At 62.5% G+C, this 16,144-nt stretch carries 11 protein-coding genes; 7 read left to right on the forward strand and 4 right to left on the reverse strand.

What is annotated here, in order from left to right:
* Nucleotides 1–371 precede the first annotated feature (371 nt).
* The gene (gene ald, locus I41_RS01955) at nucleotides 372–1,481 is read left to right on the forward strand and encodes an alanine dehydrogenase (RefSeq protein WP_145436226.1); all 1,110 of its coding nucleotides are present in this window, start codon (nucleotides 372–374) and stop codon (nucleotides 1,479–1,481) included.
* A 153-nt stretch (nucleotides 1,482–1,634) separates the two neighbouring features.
* Entirely contained in the window at nucleotides 1,635–2,651 is a 1,017-nt protein-coding gene (gene mtnA, locus I41_RS01960) for an S-methyl-5-thioribose-1-phosphate isomerase (RefSeq protein WP_145430397.1), read from the forward strand.
* Nucleotides 2,652–2,811: 160 nt separating this feature from the next.
* Here the strand turns inward: mtnA and I41_RS01965 are convergent, their stop codons facing one another.
* Nucleotides 2,812–4,248, reverse strand: coding sequence for a cation:proton antiporter domain-containing protein (locus I41_RS01965; RefSeq protein WP_145430398.1), 1,437 nt, complete (start codon nucleotides 4,246–4,248; stop codon nucleotides 2,812–2,814).
* Nucleotides 4,249–4,491: 243 nt separating this feature from the next.
* Here I41_RS01965 and I41_RS01970 point away from each other — a divergent pair, with 243 nt between their 5' ends.
* The 4 genes from I41_RS01970 to I41_RS01985 all read left to right on the forward strand — a co-directional run bounded on the left by I41_RS01970 (nucleotide 4,492) and on the right by I41_RS01985 (nucleotide 8,949).
* Entirely contained in the window at nucleotides 4,492–6,174 is a 1,683-nt protein-coding gene (locus I41_RS01970; RefSeq protein WP_246133781.1) for an alpha-keto acid decarboxylase family protein, read from the forward strand.
* Complete coding sequence (locus tag I41_RS01975; protein WP_145430399.1) at nucleotides 6,171–7,076, forward strand: CPBP family glutamic-type intramembrane protease; 906 nt, start codon at nucleotides 6,171–6,173, stop codon at nucleotides 7,074–7,076. Before I41_RS01970 ends, I41_RS01975 begins: the two co-directional genes overlap by 4 nt.
* Nucleotides 7,077–7,455: 379 nt before the next feature.
* Nucleotides 7,456–8,541: a DUF1559 family PulG-like putative transporter gene (locus I41_RS01980; RefSeq protein ID WP_168206613.1), complete on the forward strand. Its 1,086-nt coding sequence runs from the start codon at nucleotides 7,456–7,458 to the stop codon at nucleotides 8,539–8,541.
* A 30-nt stretch (nucleotides 8,542–8,571) separates the two neighbouring features.
* Nucleotides 8,572–8,949: a hypothetical protein gene (locus tag I41_RS01985; protein ID WP_145430401.1), complete on the forward strand. Its 378-nt coding sequence runs from the start codon at nucleotides 8,572–8,574 to the stop codon at nucleotides 8,947–8,949.
* Nucleotides 8,950–9,068: 119 nt separating this feature from the next.
* Here I41_RS01985 and glnA read toward each other — a convergent pair whose 3' ends face one another.
* Both glnA and I41_RS01995 read right to left on the reverse strand, forming a co-directional pair.
* Nucleotides 9,069–10,484: a type I glutamate--ammonia ligase gene (glnA, locus tag I41_RS01990; RefSeq protein ID WP_315852439.1), complete on the reverse strand. Its 1,416-nt coding sequence runs from the start codon at nucleotides 10,482–10,484 to the stop codon at nucleotides 9,069–9,071.
* Between the two features lie 423 nt (nucleotides 10,485–10,907).
* Complete coding sequence (locus I41_RS01995) at nucleotides 10,908–11,897, reverse strand: glutamine synthetase beta-grasp domain-containing protein (protein ID WP_145430402.1); 990 nt, start codon at nucleotides 11,895–11,897, stop codon at nucleotides 10,908–10,910.
* A 643-nt stretch (nucleotides 11,898–12,540) separates the two neighbouring features.
* Here I41_RS01995 and I41_RS02000 point away from each other — a divergent pair.
* Nucleotides 12,541–13,452 carry a serine/threonine protein kinase gene (locus I41_RS02000; RefSeq protein WP_145430403.1) on the forward strand — a complete coding sequence of 304 codons (912 nt, stop codon included), beginning with the start codon at nucleotides 12,541–12,543 and terminating at the stop codon, nucleotides 13,450–13,452.
* A gap of 78 nt (nucleotides 13,453–13,530) precedes the next feature.
* Here the strand turns inward: I41_RS02000 and I41_RS02005 are convergent, their stop codons facing one another.
* The gene (locus I41_RS02005) at nucleotides 13,531–15,834 is read right to left on the reverse strand and encodes a polysaccharide biosynthesis tyrosine autokinase (RefSeq protein ID WP_145430404.1); all 2,304 of its coding nucleotides are present in this window, start codon (nucleotides 15,832–15,834) and stop codon (nucleotides 13,531–13,533) included.
* Between the last annotated feature and the right edge of the window lie 310 nt (nucleotides 15,835–16,144).

Consider the following 16,144-nt stretch of genomic DNA (forward strand, 5'->3'; position numbering starts at 1 on the left):
GTGGCTGGACGAGGCTGGGCGGCGTGTCGTGGTGAGCGTTATCGACGTCGGAGACGCCACCCACAGAAAGTTTGGCCTGCCACCAAGGGCATCGTTGTCAGCGCAAAAGCGCCAATTCGTTAAACGTCTGCGCAATTGGAGATTTAAGGGTTTGCCGCGTCAGAGTACACTCGGCTGCTGATGAGTCGGCTGTCGTTGTGGTTGCGGTCGCAGCCCCTGGCTCTGCCAGGGGGTTGGACGCCAAGGCGGAATGGTAAGTCCTGCGATGTGCGACCCCCTGGCGGAGCCAGGGGCTAAAAATGGGCGCTGGCTCGATTCTATCGCATTGCCGCCCCTTTCTGAATCGCGTTCCTGCCAAGGTTGAGTTTGAGATGATCATCGGCGTCCCGAAAGAAGTGAAGTTGGATGAGTACCGCGTCGCGATGTTGCCGGTAGGCGTCGAAGAGCTGACCCGCCGCGGCCATAAGGTGCTGATCGAAGTTGGCGCCGGTTTGGGGTCGGGCCTGCCGGATACCGAGTACGCCTCGGCGGGGGCGGAGCTTGTGCTGGAACCCGCGGAGATTTTTGCTCGCGCCGACATGATCGTGAAGGTGAAGGAGCCGCAGGCGAGCGAATGGCCGATGATCCGCAAGGGACAGACGGTCTTCACTTACTTTCACTTCGCGGCCGATCGCGAGCTGACTGAGGCGATGATCAACTCGGGCGCGGCGGCAGTGGCGTACGAGACGCTGGCCGACGACCAGGGCCGGCTGCCGCTACTCACCCCGATGAGCGAGGTGGCCGGGCGGATGAGCGTGCAGGAAGGCGCCAAGTATTTGGAGCGTCCGCAGATGGGGCGCGGGATTTTGCTGGGGGGCGTGCCGGGCGTGGCCCCGGCGAACATTCTCATTCTTGGCGGCGGCATCGTCGGGGCGAACGCCGCAAAAATTGCCGCGGGCTTCAACGCGAACGTGGCGATTCTCGACATCAACATGGATCGGCTGCGGTATCTGGCGGACGTGATGCCGCCGAACGTCGACGTGCTGTTCAGCGATCGCCACATCATTCGCGAGCAGCTGCGGCTGGCGGATTTGGTGATTGGCGCCGTGCTCATCCCCGGGGCGAAGGCGCCGCGGTTGATTGAGCGCGAGCAGCTGAAGGAAATGAAGCCGGGGTCGGTGATCATCGACGTGGCGATCGACCAGGGGGGCTGCATTGCCACCAGTCGGCCGACGACCCATAGCCAACCGACGTATATTGTTGACGACGTGCTCCACTACTGCGTGACGAACATGCCGGGAGCCGTGGGGCGGACGAGCACCTTTGCTCTATGCAACGTGACGTTGCCGTGGGTGATTGAGATCGCCCAGCGCGGGATCGAGGAGGCGGCCCATGCGCTGCGGCCGATTGCGCGGGCCGTGAACATGTTCGCCGGCGAGGTGACGAACCGGCCGGTGGCGGAGACGTTTGCGATTCCTTACAGCAATCGGTTCTTGCCGTAGCGTTGTTGGAACGCTGCTCGCCTCCACTTGTAGCCCCGGGCGGAGCCCGGGGCTACAACGCAACGTTGCCCGCCGCGACCGATGTGTGTGGTAGCGGTACAATCGTTGTTTTAGGGGCAACGCCCCCTCCCGCAGTTCCTTGGTGCAACGACCATGAGCCATGTTCCCGTCACGTTGCGATGGGAAGGCGAGGTTGGCGGCCATTTGGTGCTGCTCGATCAGACGCGCTTGCCGCGGGAGGTAGTCGAGTTCCCCTGCCGCACGGTGGAGGAGGTATGGGATGCGATCAAACGGCTGGTGGTGCGCGGGGCGCCGGCGATTGGCGTCGCCGCGGGATATGCCGTCTGCTTGAGCGTTAAGAACGGCCGGGCGTCGGTGCATGACGTTGTCGAAGCGTGTCGATATCTCGCCACGAGCCGGCCGACGGCGGTGAACTTGTTCTGGGCGCTGGCGCGGATGCGGCGAGTGGCAGAAGCGGCGACGGCGGTCGATGGGCCGGCGCTGGCGGAAGCGCTGCTTGCGGAGGCGCGGGCGATTCACGAGGAAGATCGCCAGATGTGCGCGGCGATGGGGCGGCATGGAGCGGATCTACTCGCTGATTTGCCGGAAGGCGCCGGGATTTTGACGCACTGCAATGCGGGAGCCCTCGCTACTGGCGGCGACGGGTGCGGGCTGGCGCCGGTCTTTGAGCTCGCGCGGCGCGGCAAGCGGCCGCATGTGTGGGTCGACGAAACGCGGCCGCTGCTGCAAGGGGCGCGGCTGACCGCGTGGGAACTGACGCAGCGCGGCATCGACTGCACGCTGATCTGCGATTCGATGGCGGCGACGGTGATGCGCGCCGGCAAGGTGCAAGCCGTCATGGTCGGCGCCGACCGGATTGCCGCCAACGGCGACGCCGCGAACAAGATCGGCACCTACGGCGTCGCGGTGCTGGCCGAGGCGCACGGCGTGCCGTTCTACGTGACGGCGCCGACGAGCACGGTCGATCTCACGATTCCCTCGGGCGACGCAATCCCGATTGAGGAGCGTTCGGCGGAGGAAGTGACTGAGGGCTTTGGCCGCCGCACGGCGCCGGTGGGGGTACGGGTGTTCAATCCGGCGTTTGACGTCACGCCCTATCGGTTGATTCGGGCGATCGTCACCGAACGCGGGGTGTTCGAGCCGAAGTGAACCACGACGGCACGACGGACACGACGAAGGAACAAAGAAAGAAGAGTGTGGAACCGCCGATAAACGCAGATAATTATTAATTGCGTTTATCTGCGTTCATCCGCGGTTATTTCGTTTTTGTATTTTCGTCGCGCTCGTTGTGTCGTCGTGGTTAGTTTTTTTACGCCGCTTTCGGCAGCATGTCGTATTTGCCGCCGGTGATCAGGTGCAGGATGGGCGTGGTGGCGATCGTCGTCGCCAGGGCCATGATCACCATCATCGCAAACAGCGTCGGCGAGATGACGCCCATTTGCAGTCCGATGTTGAGGACCACCAGCTCCATCAGCCCGCGGGTGTTCATCAGGATGCCGAGGGCGGAAGACATCCGCCAATCGAGGCCGGTGAGTTTGGCCGCGATGAGCGTGCCGCCGAACTTGCCGAGCGTGGCGACGAGGATGATCAAGGCGCAGATGAGCCAATCGTTCCAGCCGCTCACGAGGCCGATTTCGGTTCGCATGCCCGTGTAGGCGAAGAAGGCCGGCAGCAGCAGGATCTTGACGATGTCTTCGAGCTTGTGCTGGAAGTCGCGGGCGACGTCGCTTTCATGCGGGATGATGGCGCCGAGCAGAAAGGCTCCGAAGATCGCGTGGATGCCGATCCATTCGGCGGCCAGCGCCGAGAGGAGGAGCGCCACCAGCACCCAGACGGCGAGGCGTTGCTTTGGGCGGCCGCCGGTGTTCTGTCCGAGGTAGCGGACGGCGAGCGGCCGCACGACGACGAACATGAAGGCGATGTACGCCAGAGCGAGAATCACCGTCTGCACGGCGCCGCCGACTTCCGATTGGGCGATGCCGACGACGAATGCCAGCAGGCACCACGCGGTGACGTCGTCGGTCGCGGCGCAGCTCAGGGCGACGACGCCGAGATCGGTTTTATCCATCTTGCGATCGGTGAGGATCCGCGCGAGCACGGGAAATGCAGTGATCGACATCGCGACGCCCATGAAAAGGGCGAAGCTTGTAAATGGCACGCCGGCCGGCGCGAGGCCGCGGTAGAGGAACAACGCGATGATCGACCCGAGGCAGAATGGCGCGACGATGCTGGCGTGCGAAATGGCCACCGTCGCGTGGGCGTGAGCGCGCAGCAGGCCCGAGTTCAGCTCCAGGCCGACGAGGAACATATAGAGAATGACCCCAAGCTGCGCGATGATGCCGAGGTAGGGGCCGACTTCCGCGGGTAGGACAAAGTGCATGGCCTCGGGCGAGATCCTGCCGAGCAGCGACGGGCCAAGCATGATGCCGGCCACCATCTCGCCGATGACGCGCGGCTGGCCGAAGTAGCGAAAGACTTGGCCCAACAGCCGACCCGAAATGATCACGGCCACAAGTGCTAGCAGCACATGCATCATCGCGTGGCTGCCGGCGGCGGGGGCCTTGGCGGCGGCCGCGGTTCCGGCGGCGTCGGCGAGCGGCGAAAGCTGCTCGCCGAAATGCTGAACGAGCAGGAAGATGCCGACAGTACCGGCGACCATCAGGCCGTAGCCCAGGGCGAGTCGCCAGGAAGAAGAAGACCCGCCACGGCCGGAACCAGACTCGAAGGCCGATGCGTTGCTGTTCATGGGACGCCTGAAAATCAATGGGATGCCGCGCCTTCATCCTACGATTGGAGGGATTGGGCTGACAATGGTTGTCATGTCCCAACGGAGCGGGAGCGTCAAGATCAGCCCATCTTAGAGATGCAAGCTCCGCTGAGTCGATTGCAGGCTATCTTGCGGCAACGCTTGCAGGAGACGTACCCTACCCGCAAGCTTCCCTGGAGGCGATGCTTCTTGCCGATTGCCCGACATTCACGGGAGATGGTGATGCCTGCGAAACCCAATAGCGAACCCGCCGAGGCCCTGCCCCCTTCGATCGGCGAATATCTCATCCAGCGCCTGCAGGACCACGGCATTGCCGACTGCTTTGGCATTCCGGGCGATTACATCCTCTCGTTCTACGCGATGCTCGAGCAGAGTCCGATCAATGCGATCGGCTGCACGCGGGAAGACTGCGCCGGGTTCGCGGCCGACGCGTACGCGCGGGTGAACGGGATGGGGGCGCTGTGCGTCACCTACTGCGTCGGCGGCTTGAGCGTCTGCAATTCGATCGCCGGGGCGTATGCCGAGAAGTCGCCGGTGGTGATGATCACCGGCTCGCCGGGGCTGCGGGAACGGATTCATAATCCGCTGCTCCATCACATGGTGCGGAACTTTCGGACGCAGTACGACGTGTTCGAGAAACTGACGGTCGCCGGCACGGAGCTCGACGACCCGCAGATCGCCTTCCGCGAGATCGATCGCGTGCTCGCGGCGTGCCAGCGCTACAAGCGGCCGGTTTACATCGAGATCCCGCGCGACATGGTGCATGTGCGGCCTGAGGCGCGGCCCCTCTACTCGAATCCAATTCCGCCGAGCGACCCGCGAGCGCTCGACGAAGCGGTCGAAGAAGCGGCGGCACGCATCGAAAAGGCGCGGCAGCCCGTGCTGTTGCTCGGCGTGGAGATCCATCGCTTCGGACTGCAAGACCTCGCGATCAAGCTCGCGGAACAGGCGAAGATCCCGATCGCCGCGACGATGCTGGGCAAAGGCGTCGTGGCCGAGACTCACCCGTTGTACATGGGCCTCTACGAAGGGGGCATCGGCCGCGAGGAGATCACGCGGTACGTCGAGGCCAGCGACTGCGTGGTGATGCTCGGGACGTTCATGACCGACATCAACCTTGGCATCTATACGGCCGAACTCGACATCGGCGATTGCATCTACGCCACGAGCGAGCAGCTGCGGATTCGCCATCATCACTATCGCGACGTGCGGCTCGAAGACTTTATGCGGCGTTTGGTCGAGCGCGGCATCAAGCGAACCCGACCGCAGCCGCCGGCGCCGACGGAGTGGAATCGGGAGCCGTTCCAGCTGGAGCCGCCCGCCGCCGTGACGATCACGCGGCTCATGCGGCGCATCGACGAACAGCTGGGGGACGGGACGATCGTGATCGCGGACGTGGGCGATGCGCTCTTCGCGTCGACGGAATTGACGACGCACAATCGGACCGAGTTCCTGGCGCCCGCTTACTACACCTCGATGGGATTCGCCGTGCCGGCGGCGCTTGGCGCTCAGACCGCGCGACCCGACGCGCGGGTGCTGGCCATCGTCGGCGACGGCGCCTTTCAGATGACCGGCATGGAACTATCGACGATCGTGCGGCGGAAGCTGCCGGTGGTGGTCATCGTCCTCAACAACGGCGGTTACGGGACCGAACGGCTGCTTCATCCGGGCGAGTTCAAGTTTAATGACATTCATAGTTGGCAGTACGACAAACTGCCGACGGTGCTCAACGGCGGGACGGGATATCTGGTACGCACGGAGGGGGAGTTCGACGCCGCGCTCGATGCCGCCTGGAATGATCGGAGCGGGCCGAGCATTCTGCACGTCATTCTCGACCCCAGCGACAAGAGCCGGGCGCTGGCGAAGCTCACCGAGATGATGTCGAAGACGGTGGTGCAGCAGTGAGCGACGTTCACATTCGTCGCCTGACGGTTGCCCACGTCGTGGGGTTTGTCTTTGGGGCGACGCTCTGCGCAGCGGCGATCTGGTCGGCCGATCCGCACGCGACGTTCCTGCAACCGCCGAATCCCGCGGCGCCTCCTGGTTCGCTGCGCATGGCGGGCGTCGTGTTGATGATTGGCGCCATCTACTTCTGGAGCGGCGTCATCGCCGCGAGACAGCGCGCCAGGGCCGTGGCGAATTCTTCGCATGAAGCAGCCAGGCCGAGACTGCGCCGACCTGCCAATGCAGCGGGCGGCGCACTGCTGCGATGGCAAGCGATTCTAGCGGTATGGCTTGCGCTGGTCGCCTACCCAAACGCTTGGACTTGGGAGACCGTCGGCTTCAAGGGGCCGGCGTCAACGATTGCTGGTTTGTGCGTGGGAATCCTTGTCTACGCATTGTTTACCGCCCTATTGACGTTTTATCTCCGGGCAAGCGGCGGTTTAGATAAGTTTGCTGACGACAGCACGCGGACCATGGCCGGCATCTGGCCCCGGCCGCGCCGGCAGAAGGCGGCCGCCTGGATCGCGTTCTGCGTTTTTAACCCGGTGATCGAAGAACTACTATTCCGGGGCGTGCTGGTGTATCAAGCGTCGCTGGCGATGAATTCGATCTGGGCGCCGTTGCTCGTGGGGTTCGCGGCGAGCATCGGGAATCATTGGTATCAGGGGCGTCGGATGATGGCGCTTCACATTCCTTTCTACTGGGTTGCCATTGGATTGCTGTTTAGCCCGCTGGGGCTTGGCGGGGCGATTGGATTCCACATCGCAGGCGACGTGGCGCCGGTCTCGCTGATGGCCCGGCAGCTGCGGCAGTTTCGCCAGCGGCATCGAGTCTCTTCAGCCCCTGGCTCCGCCAGGGGGTAGCTTCACATGGGACCTGAACCGGCCCCAGGGCTCCGAAGCTCATTCAACAGCTGGGACGATGCGCATTTACCACAGAGAACACAGAGGTCACAGAGAAGACGAACAGTCGGCGGCCGTCCAGCGCGGCCAGTAGGATTTTGCGATTGCCGTGATTCTTGTCGCCGAATGCGTACTGCGCATAAAAGCGTGCGCTACCGCGCATGTTTTCGAGAAGCGGCTCCGACTACACTGAAGAAGTCCCAGGCAGTAGTCGACCCGCGCCGCACGCGGTCGCCCCGGCAGGCGATTGTGCACGGCGATGGCTACGCGGCGTTATTCCCAGGGGTCACCCTCGTCGGCGGCAATCGCGTTGCCCATCACGAAAAGGACTCGTATTGCCATGCATGGCCAGGTCCCCTCGACGTCGGCTACCCGCCGCCGTCCGCTGCGTGCGTTCACGCTGGTTGAATTGCTGGTGGTGATCGCGATCATCGGCGTGCTCGTCGCATTGCTGTTGCCGGCTGTGCAGGCGGCGCGTGAGGCGGCGCGGCGGATGAACTGCCAGAGCAATATGAAGAACCATGCGCTGGCGGTGGTCAACTACGAGAATGCGCGCAAGAAACTCCCAGCCTCGTCGCAGGCCATTGTGGCAATGGCGGGGCGAAACGGCGTCACTTACGTGTATAGCCCGTACAGTGGAGGGCAGTTTAGTTGGATCGTGCAGACGCTGCCGTATCTGGAATTGCAGAGTCTGTCGTCGCAGTTCGACCAGAAGCTGACGGTCTTCACGCAGAACGCGCAGACGGCGCCTGAAAGCGCCCAGCCAGCCGTGATGTTGTGCCCTAGCGATGCAGCGTTCGGTCGCTTTTATAAATCGGAGTACACCAACGGGAAGCCATTGGCCAAAGGGAATTACGTCTGCTACGCGGGCCCCGAGCATCTGAACTCTTCACGAGTCTTTTCCGGGGCCATCGTCGATGGCGGACAGGAACTGCGGCGGATCTCGGACGGCACGTCGCAGACGATCATGATTACCGAAGTCCGCACGCGCGATCTGGAGGATGATCAGCGGGGCGCTTGGGCGCTGGCCTGGGGCGGCGGAGCAAGTATTATCACGCTCGATTTGCACAGTTCGACGGTGCCGATCGGACAGAGTTGGAGTTCCGCGGGCCAGCCGGACGTCCCCTACATCCCGCTGACCGACGCGGGCCACCTCTCGCAGGCGAACCCGCCAAACAACTTCGGCGCGACCGTGTTCAATCACGATCAGCTCCGCATTTGTTCCGACAAGGCGGGCGCCGACCTGGAACGAATGCCCTGCGATACGGTGGCCAACTGGGAAACGGCGGCTCCGCGCAGCTTGCATCCCGGCGGCGTGAATAGCGCACACGTCGACGGCAGCGTTCACTGGCTAGCCGACGACGTCGACATCGCGCTGCTCGCAAAGATGATTTGCGTCAATGACGGCTTGACGGTGAACCAGTAGCGCCGGGCTGAATCCGCCATGAGAGAAAGCATGAAATCCGCATTGCCGACCGTCGCCGTCGTCCTGGGCGTCTTGTTGCTCGTCGTTAGTCTGGTTTGGGGACTGATTTTTCCCGCATCGGCTGGATGGACGGAAGAGAAAAGCGTGCGCCTCGGGGAACTGAAAACGCGAGCGCACGTGCTGGTCGGCCAAGTGGCTGCGGCACAGGCCAAGCCCAGCATGCATGGCGGCTCTAATGCCGCCGAGCTTGAAGCCGAGTTCCAGCAGGTCAAAACCGAGTTGACGCAATTGTCCGACGAGCTGGACGGGAGAATCGAGTCTCCCAAGACGACCGCCGCCATCCTACGTTACGCCGGCATCGCATTTGTCGTCGCCGGCGGACTGGTCGTATACGCTGGGCGCGGTTGACCTTGCGAGCCGTCGGATTGGGCTTCTCCTCTGCGCCGCAGCTGCTGCGTGAACTGCGGTCAATGCGCTTCGACATGCTTCTTGAAACAAGTTTCGAAGCCAGGACCGCGACAAAGCGACTAGATGTCGTAGTACAAGCAAAACTCATAAGGATGCGGCCGCAGCGCGAGCGCCTGCACTTCGTTCTTCTTTTTGTACCAAATCCAGGTGTTGATCACGTCCTGGGTGAAGACGTCGCCGCGGAGCAGGAACTCGTGGTCCTTTGCCAACGCGTCGAGCGCTTCGCCGAGCGAGCCGGGCGTCGTCGGGACCTTGGCGAGCTCTTCCGGCTCGAGATCGTAGATGTCCTTATCGAGCGGATCGCCGGGGTGGATTTTGTTTTGGATGCCGTCGAGCGCGGCCATCATCAGCGCGGAGAACGCGAGATACGGATTGCTGCTGGGATCGGGGCAGCGGAACTCGATTCGCTTGGCCTTCGGGCTCGGGCTGTACATCGGGATGCGGCAGGCGGCTGAGCGGTTGCGCTGCGAGTAGGCGAGATTCACCGGCGCCTCGAAACCGGGGACGAGCCGCTTGTAACTGTTGGTCGTCGGGCAGGCGAACGCCAAGAGGGCCGGTGCGTGGGCCAGGATGCCGCCGATGGCGTAGATCGCTTCGTCGCTGAGGCCCGCGTAGCCGTTGCCGGCGAACAGCGGGTGGTCGCCCTTCCAGAACGAAATGTGGGTGTGCATCCCCGAACCGTTGTCGCTGAAGAGCGGCTTCGGCATGAAGGTAACCGTCTTTCCGTGCCGGCGGGCGACGTTTTTGACGATGTACTTGTACATGCACATGTTGTCGGCCATCGTCAGCAAGTCGTTGAAGCGGAGATCGATCTCCGACTGACCGGCGGTGGCGACTTCGTGATGCTGTGCTTCGACGTCCATGCCGCAGTCGATCATCGTCTGCATCATCTCGTTGCGGATGTCCATCAGCTGGTCAGCCGGCGGGACGGGGAAGTACCCCTCCTTGTGGCGCAGCTTGTAGCCGAGGTTGGGTCCTTCGTCGGTCCCGCGATTCCATTCGCCTTCGGCGCTGTCGATGAAGAAGAAGCCGCAGTTGGGCGTCTGATCGAAACGAATGTCGTCGAAGATGAAAAACTCGGCCTCGGGGCCGATGTAGCAGGTGTCGGCGACGCCGGTCGATTTCAGGTAGTTGACCGCCTTGCGGGCGACGTTGCGGGGATCGCGCGAGTAGTCTTCGCGAGTGATCGGATCCTGAATGTTGCAGATCATCGAGAGGGTCGGCAATTGCACGAACGGGTCGATGATCGCCGTCTCTGCCTGCGGGACCAGCAGCATGTCGCTCTCGTTGATCGCCTGCCAGCCGCGAATGCTGGAGCCGTCGAAGCCGAGGCCGTCTTCGAAGACTTCCATCTCCAGCTTGCTCACCGGGATGGTGAAGTGCTGCCAGAGCCCCGGGAAGTCCATGAAGCGGAGGTCAACGGCTTTGACGCCGCGTTCGCGACAGAGGGCTAGGACGTCTTGGGGGGTCATCATCTTTGTTCCTGTCGATGAGAGCTGCGGAAATGCGGGGGAGCTTTAATCACGAAGCACGCGAGATGAACGAAAGAAAAAAGAATGGGATCGGATTGAGCCGTGGATTGTTGCGAGCTACTTCGGCTTTTTCGTTTCTTTCGTGTGTTTCCTGGTTAATGCATTTGTCTTGGTATTTGCTGATGAAGACGACCTAGCCGGACCGCCACGCGGTCCGGGATGGAGCGTCGAGACCGGACGGCGTGGCCGTCCGGCTAGCGGGAGCGCCTTGATCCTTTAAGCTTACCTCGCGGACGGCGGTTCCAACGCCGCACACGATACAAAAGAAAACCCCGCTTCGCCACCAGGACGAAGCGGGGTCGATCGACGTTAATGTTCACTATCCGCTGTCTGGCCGACAGCCGATAGCTGACAGCCGACGGCCATTTACGACCGCAGCGTCGCCAGGATGCGAGCCGTCACCTTGTAGGGATCGGCGTTCGACGCCGGGCGACGATCCTCCAGGTAACCCTTCCAGCCGTTCTGGGCCGTGACGATCGGGATGCGGATCGACGAACCGCGATCGCTCACGCCGTAGCTGAACTTGTGAATCGACTGCGTCTCGTGCAGGCCGGTGAGACGTTGGTCGTTGTCCGAGCCGTACGAAGCGATGTGCGAGTCGTGCTGGCTGCGGAACTTCTCGCAGATTCCCTTGATGAAATCTTCACCGCCCTTTTCGCGGATAGGGGTGTTCGAGAAGTTCGTGTGCATGCCGCTGCCGTTCCAGTCGCCCTTGACTGGCTTCGGGTGAAGTTCGACGACGATGTCGTACTTCTCGGCACAGCGTTGGAGCAGGTAGCGGGCAATCCAGGCGTCGTCGCAGGCCTTCTTGGCGCCTTTGCCGAACAGCTGGTATTCCCACTGGCCCTTCATCACCTCGGCGTTGATGCCGGTGACCGACAGGCCCGCTTCGAGGCAGGCGTCGAGGTGCTCTTCGACCAGATCGCGGCCGACGCAGTTCTTGATGCCGACCGAGCAGTAGTACGGACCTTGCGGGGCCGGGTAGCCGTCCTTGGGGAAGCCGAGCGGCTTGCCGTCCTTGGTCAGCGTGTATTCTTGCTCGAAGCCGAGCCACAGGTCGGCGTCGTCCTCGAAGCTGCCGCGGAGGTTGCTGGGGTGGACCGACCCGTCCGGCGAGAGGACTTCGCACATCACCAGCGAAGCGTTCTTGCGGAGCGGATCCTTCACGATGCGGACCGGCTTGAGCAGGCAGTCCGACGAATGGCCTTCAGCCTGTTGGGTGCTGGAGCCGTCGAAGTTCCAACCGGGGCATTCTTCGGGCGACTTCGGCTCGCTGTCGACGATCTTCGTCTTGCTGCGCAGGTTCGGCTCGGGTTTGTAGCCGTCCAACCACAGGTATTCAAGTTTGTAAGCCATTTCCTAAGCTCGCTCCTCACATTGACTGGGGACTTCTGACGGGCATCCATCCACTAAAGTAAGCGTCATCCATCCGGACGCCCGGGGGCGTTTGCGCTGACGACGGCGTTGATACAACATCTCTGAAAGCAACCGTGCCGAGCCTGCTGAGAACCAACATCGTACGGCGATCAATCACTGCTCGCTAGGCGCCGAGCGCGGTTGAACTCCTCGCCACCCTGAGCATTGCTGCCAGCAGCGGAGCGCGTACGAACGGGTCGCGAGCATGACGGCTCGATAAGCGAAAACGACCGCGCTGCCGCCCGAGCCCACGCCGGGGCCGGGTGATTGGTACAGAATGGATGGTCCGCCTATCGCATCTCTGCCGGAGGCTGCGCGTGGCACGCGCACACTCCAGCCGACGGGGGGTATTGCAAGCCATGGGCCAAACCTTGACGCTGCCCGACGGAAAGTCATAAAGTAATTGGCCAGAATCGGTTACGATGCGACGTGACGGAGCCGCGCGGCGGGATCCGCTCCTCCGATGCCCGCCGCGATAGCATCGCATGCCCTGACGATAGGCACGCTCCGCCGCGCGGATGCCTAGAATGGTCCGAACCCATCCGCAGTTGCTCTGGGGTTCTCCGCACGCTTTCCAAACCTCATGACGCCGCCGACCCCTGAACCTCAGCGTCTCAAATTCATCCCGACGGCCGCCACGTTTCGGCTGGGGGAGCCGCTCGGCGTCGGCGCCGTGGGCACGGTCTACCGCGCCGAAAGCGACGATGTGCCGGCGCCGGCCGCGGTAAAGATGCTCCATCCCCACATCGCGCACGACAGCGGCGTGGTCGATCGCTTTCAACGCGAAATCGTGATCATGGAGCGACTCAATCATCCCCATATCGTGCGACACTACGGCGGCGGGATGATGAACGGCCAATACTTCTATGCGATGGAACTCTTGGCGCACGGTTCACTCAGCGATCGCATTAAACGGAGCGGCCCGCTCCCTTGGCCGTTGGCGGCGCTCTACACGGCGCAGATTGCCTCGGCGCTGCAGCATGCCCACAACCATGGCATTATTCATCGCGATCTCAAGCCGACGAATCTCTTCTTCGGCGACGACGGGCGCGTGATCCTGGGCGACTTCGGCATCGCCCGCGACACGCACGACTCCGAAGGGACCGACCCGGGCCGAACCGTGGGGACGTACGCTTACATGTCGCCGGAGCAGATCTGCGCGGGCGGCGAGATCACCGGCAAGACCGATCTCTACTCCCTCGGCTGCGTCGTGTACGAGATGCTGGCCGGCAGGCCGCCGTTCGCGGGGGCCAACTTCGCCCAAATTTGGGACCAGCATCTCCATGCGGCGCCGCCAAGTCTGCGCGAGCAAGGAATCGAGTGCCCCGAGTGGCTGGACCACCTGGTGGCGCAGCTCCTGGAGAAGGACCCGGAGCGACGGCCTTTCAATGCCCGCGCCGTGCAGGGCTATCTGCGCGATCATCTGGAAGATGAGTTTGGGAAAGACTATCCGCAGGCGATCCGCGAGCGGTTCGCACCTCCGAACTCCGCTTAGGGATAAAAAACCGGGCGTTGAGTCGATCAGGTCGACCCAACGCCCGGTAAAACGTTTCGTTGGCGAACGCTCGGCGGCTTAGCTGTCCATCTTGGTCAGACGCGGCGCTTGGCTGCCGGAAGCTTGGTGCAGCCGCACCACGCGGCGATCGGCCTTGAGCGGCACGCCGTTGACGACCGAGCCCAGGACGCGAACGCCCATTTGCTTGAGCATTTCGACCGACTTGTAGACTTTGCGAATCTCGCTGTGGTCTCGCAAGACGGTGAGGATGGCGCCGTCGATGTACTGGCCCAGCGACAAGCTGTCGGAGATGCCGAGCACGGGCGGGGCGTCGATGACGATGAAATCGAACTGATCCCGCAGCTTCTCGAAAATCGCCTGCGGCTGATCCGTCGCCAGGGCGTGGATCGCCTCGGCGTTGCAGACGCCCGCGGTCAGCAGGTAGAGGCCTTCGTTGTTCGTCGGCTTCACCGCGTCGACCAGATCGATTTCCGAACGGAGGACTTCGCTAAAGCCATCCTCGATGGGCATGCTGAACAACTTGTGGAGCGACGGCGAACGGAGGTCGCCATCGACCAATAGGGTGCGACGGCCAGCCCGGGCCAAGCTGAGGGCCAAGCTGCTGGCGACGATCGTCGTCCCTTCCATCGTCGCGGAACTAGTGACCATAATCACTTGACGTCCGCGAGCCCCTGGATCGTGCATGAGCGTGGCACGAACGTTGTCGATCGCCTCCGCCACTTGGGTGGCGACGAGGCTGCTGCCGGTGAGCGCTTTGAGCGAGGTCGACGGCAACACGCCCAGCACGCGAATGCCAAGCCCCTCGTCGACGTCGGCCGCGCCGTTCAGGCGGCGATGCCGGAATTCCAACAGGGCGATGCCGTAGCAGGTGAGCGCCATGGCCGCCAACCCGCCGATGCCGGCGATCGAGAATCGCTCCAGCTTGTTCACTCCCTCCAGCGGCGTGGCCTGCTGCATGACGGTGACGGTATCAAAGTCGGAGCCGCCGCTCCGTTCCTGGCGCTCCCGAGCCTGGTTCATCACTTGCCACTGGAGGACCTTTTCCTTCAGGCTTCGGGCGATCTCTTTCTCGCTCTCGATTTGGCCTTCCAGCATTTCCTGCTCGGGATTTCGTATGCCGAGCCCGCCCAGCTTGGTTTGAGCGGCCTTGAGCTTCTCCTGGTACTTGGCCAGATTATCCTCGACCGACTTGCGACGAATCTTGTATTCGGTGATCGCCGCCCGCAGCGTATCGTTGGGCATCTTGGCGATCTTTTCCCGCATCGAGCGCTCGGCCTGACCGCGATACTGGGCGGCTTGAGCCTCGGTCTGCTGAATCACCGAGCGAATGCGCTTGATGTCGGCACTATTAGGGTTCTTGGACGAAGAGAGCTTCGATTGCAGCTGGGAATTCAATTCGAACAGCTGTTGCTTGTACATGTTGATTGTCGGATCCTTGTCCAACTCCATGCCAATCGCGGCTTCGAGGCTCGCCGGGTTATTGGCGCTCTGGATGGAGAGTTCCTTGAAGACTTCGATATCAACCAGTTCCTTCTGGGCTTTGACGATGAGATCTTCGAGGCTCTTGATTTCGTTGGTGAGCTGCGGGATTTCGAATTCTTCGCGGAGCGTCCCGGCGGCCTCGTCCTTGGCCTTGAGGTCCTTGAGCTGTCCTTCCAGGCGAGTCTCTGTATCGGCGAGCACGGTCTTCAGATCGGCCTGCGTGCTGGCGATTTTCAAACGATCCTGGAGCAGAACCTTGTCTTGATAGGCCTTCACGACGGCGTTGATCACCAGCACCATCTGCGCGGGATCTTCGTCCCCCTCGTAGCGAACTTCGAGGATTTCGCCGTCGCCCGGGAAGGTGACCCGCAGTTCATCCAGCAACCACAACAGCTCTTCGCCTGCGTGGGCGCGGACGGCGTCGAGATTGGCGATGTCTTGCTGTTGCAGGGCCGCATCGAGCACGAGCGGACTCTTCAGCAACGCCAAGTGATTCATGGCCTGACGCTCGATGTCCTGCGCGCTCAGGCGTTCATTGGAAGTTTCAAAAACCTCGTTGCCCGTCTTCGACTTGACCTTGAGATAGGCGGTCACCTGGGACGTTTCCGGAAACGCCCAAAGCAACAGTCCGGCCACGCCGGCGCCGACGAGCATGCCCATCAGAATCGCCATTAGCCAGCGGCGGCGGAGGCAATTGGCGAGCCACGTCTGATTGAACCCGCCGCTGAGGATCTCCGGCCCCTGTGCCGCGAACGAGCCGAAACTGGGAGCGGGGCTCGCGTAGCTGGGTGACGCGACCAGCGCCCGCGACGGTGCGCCGTCGACAGCCGGTGGATAGATCACTTCGGATTCGGAGAAATCGGAACCTTCTCTAGCCATCGAGTGCCTCTCTAAAAACGATACCGACGAGCGAACGATTTGGGATATGGAAATGACAAGGAGTCAATTCGTCAGCGCTGCTAGGGGGTCGTCTGGGACGATCGCACAAATTTGATCCGTCCAGCGACTGTTCTTCGCTTCCCTGCCCCAATCGCCATCGCATCCGTCGCGTTGGAGGGACCTCTCAAAGCAACCCGCGGGCCGCACCGGCGTTCATGCGGGAAACACGGCATTTCTACGTTTCCCAGGCCGCTGTCGGGTCGCGCCGTTGCGAAGTTGCAACATCGCGGTTGACCGCAGACAACGGGGC

The sequence above is a fragment of the Lacipirellula limnantheis genome (assembly GCF_007746075.1).
GTDB classification, from domain to species: domain Bacteria; phylum Planctomycetota; class Planctomycetia; order Pirellulales; family Lacipirellulaceae; genus Lacipirellula; species Lacipirellula limnantheis.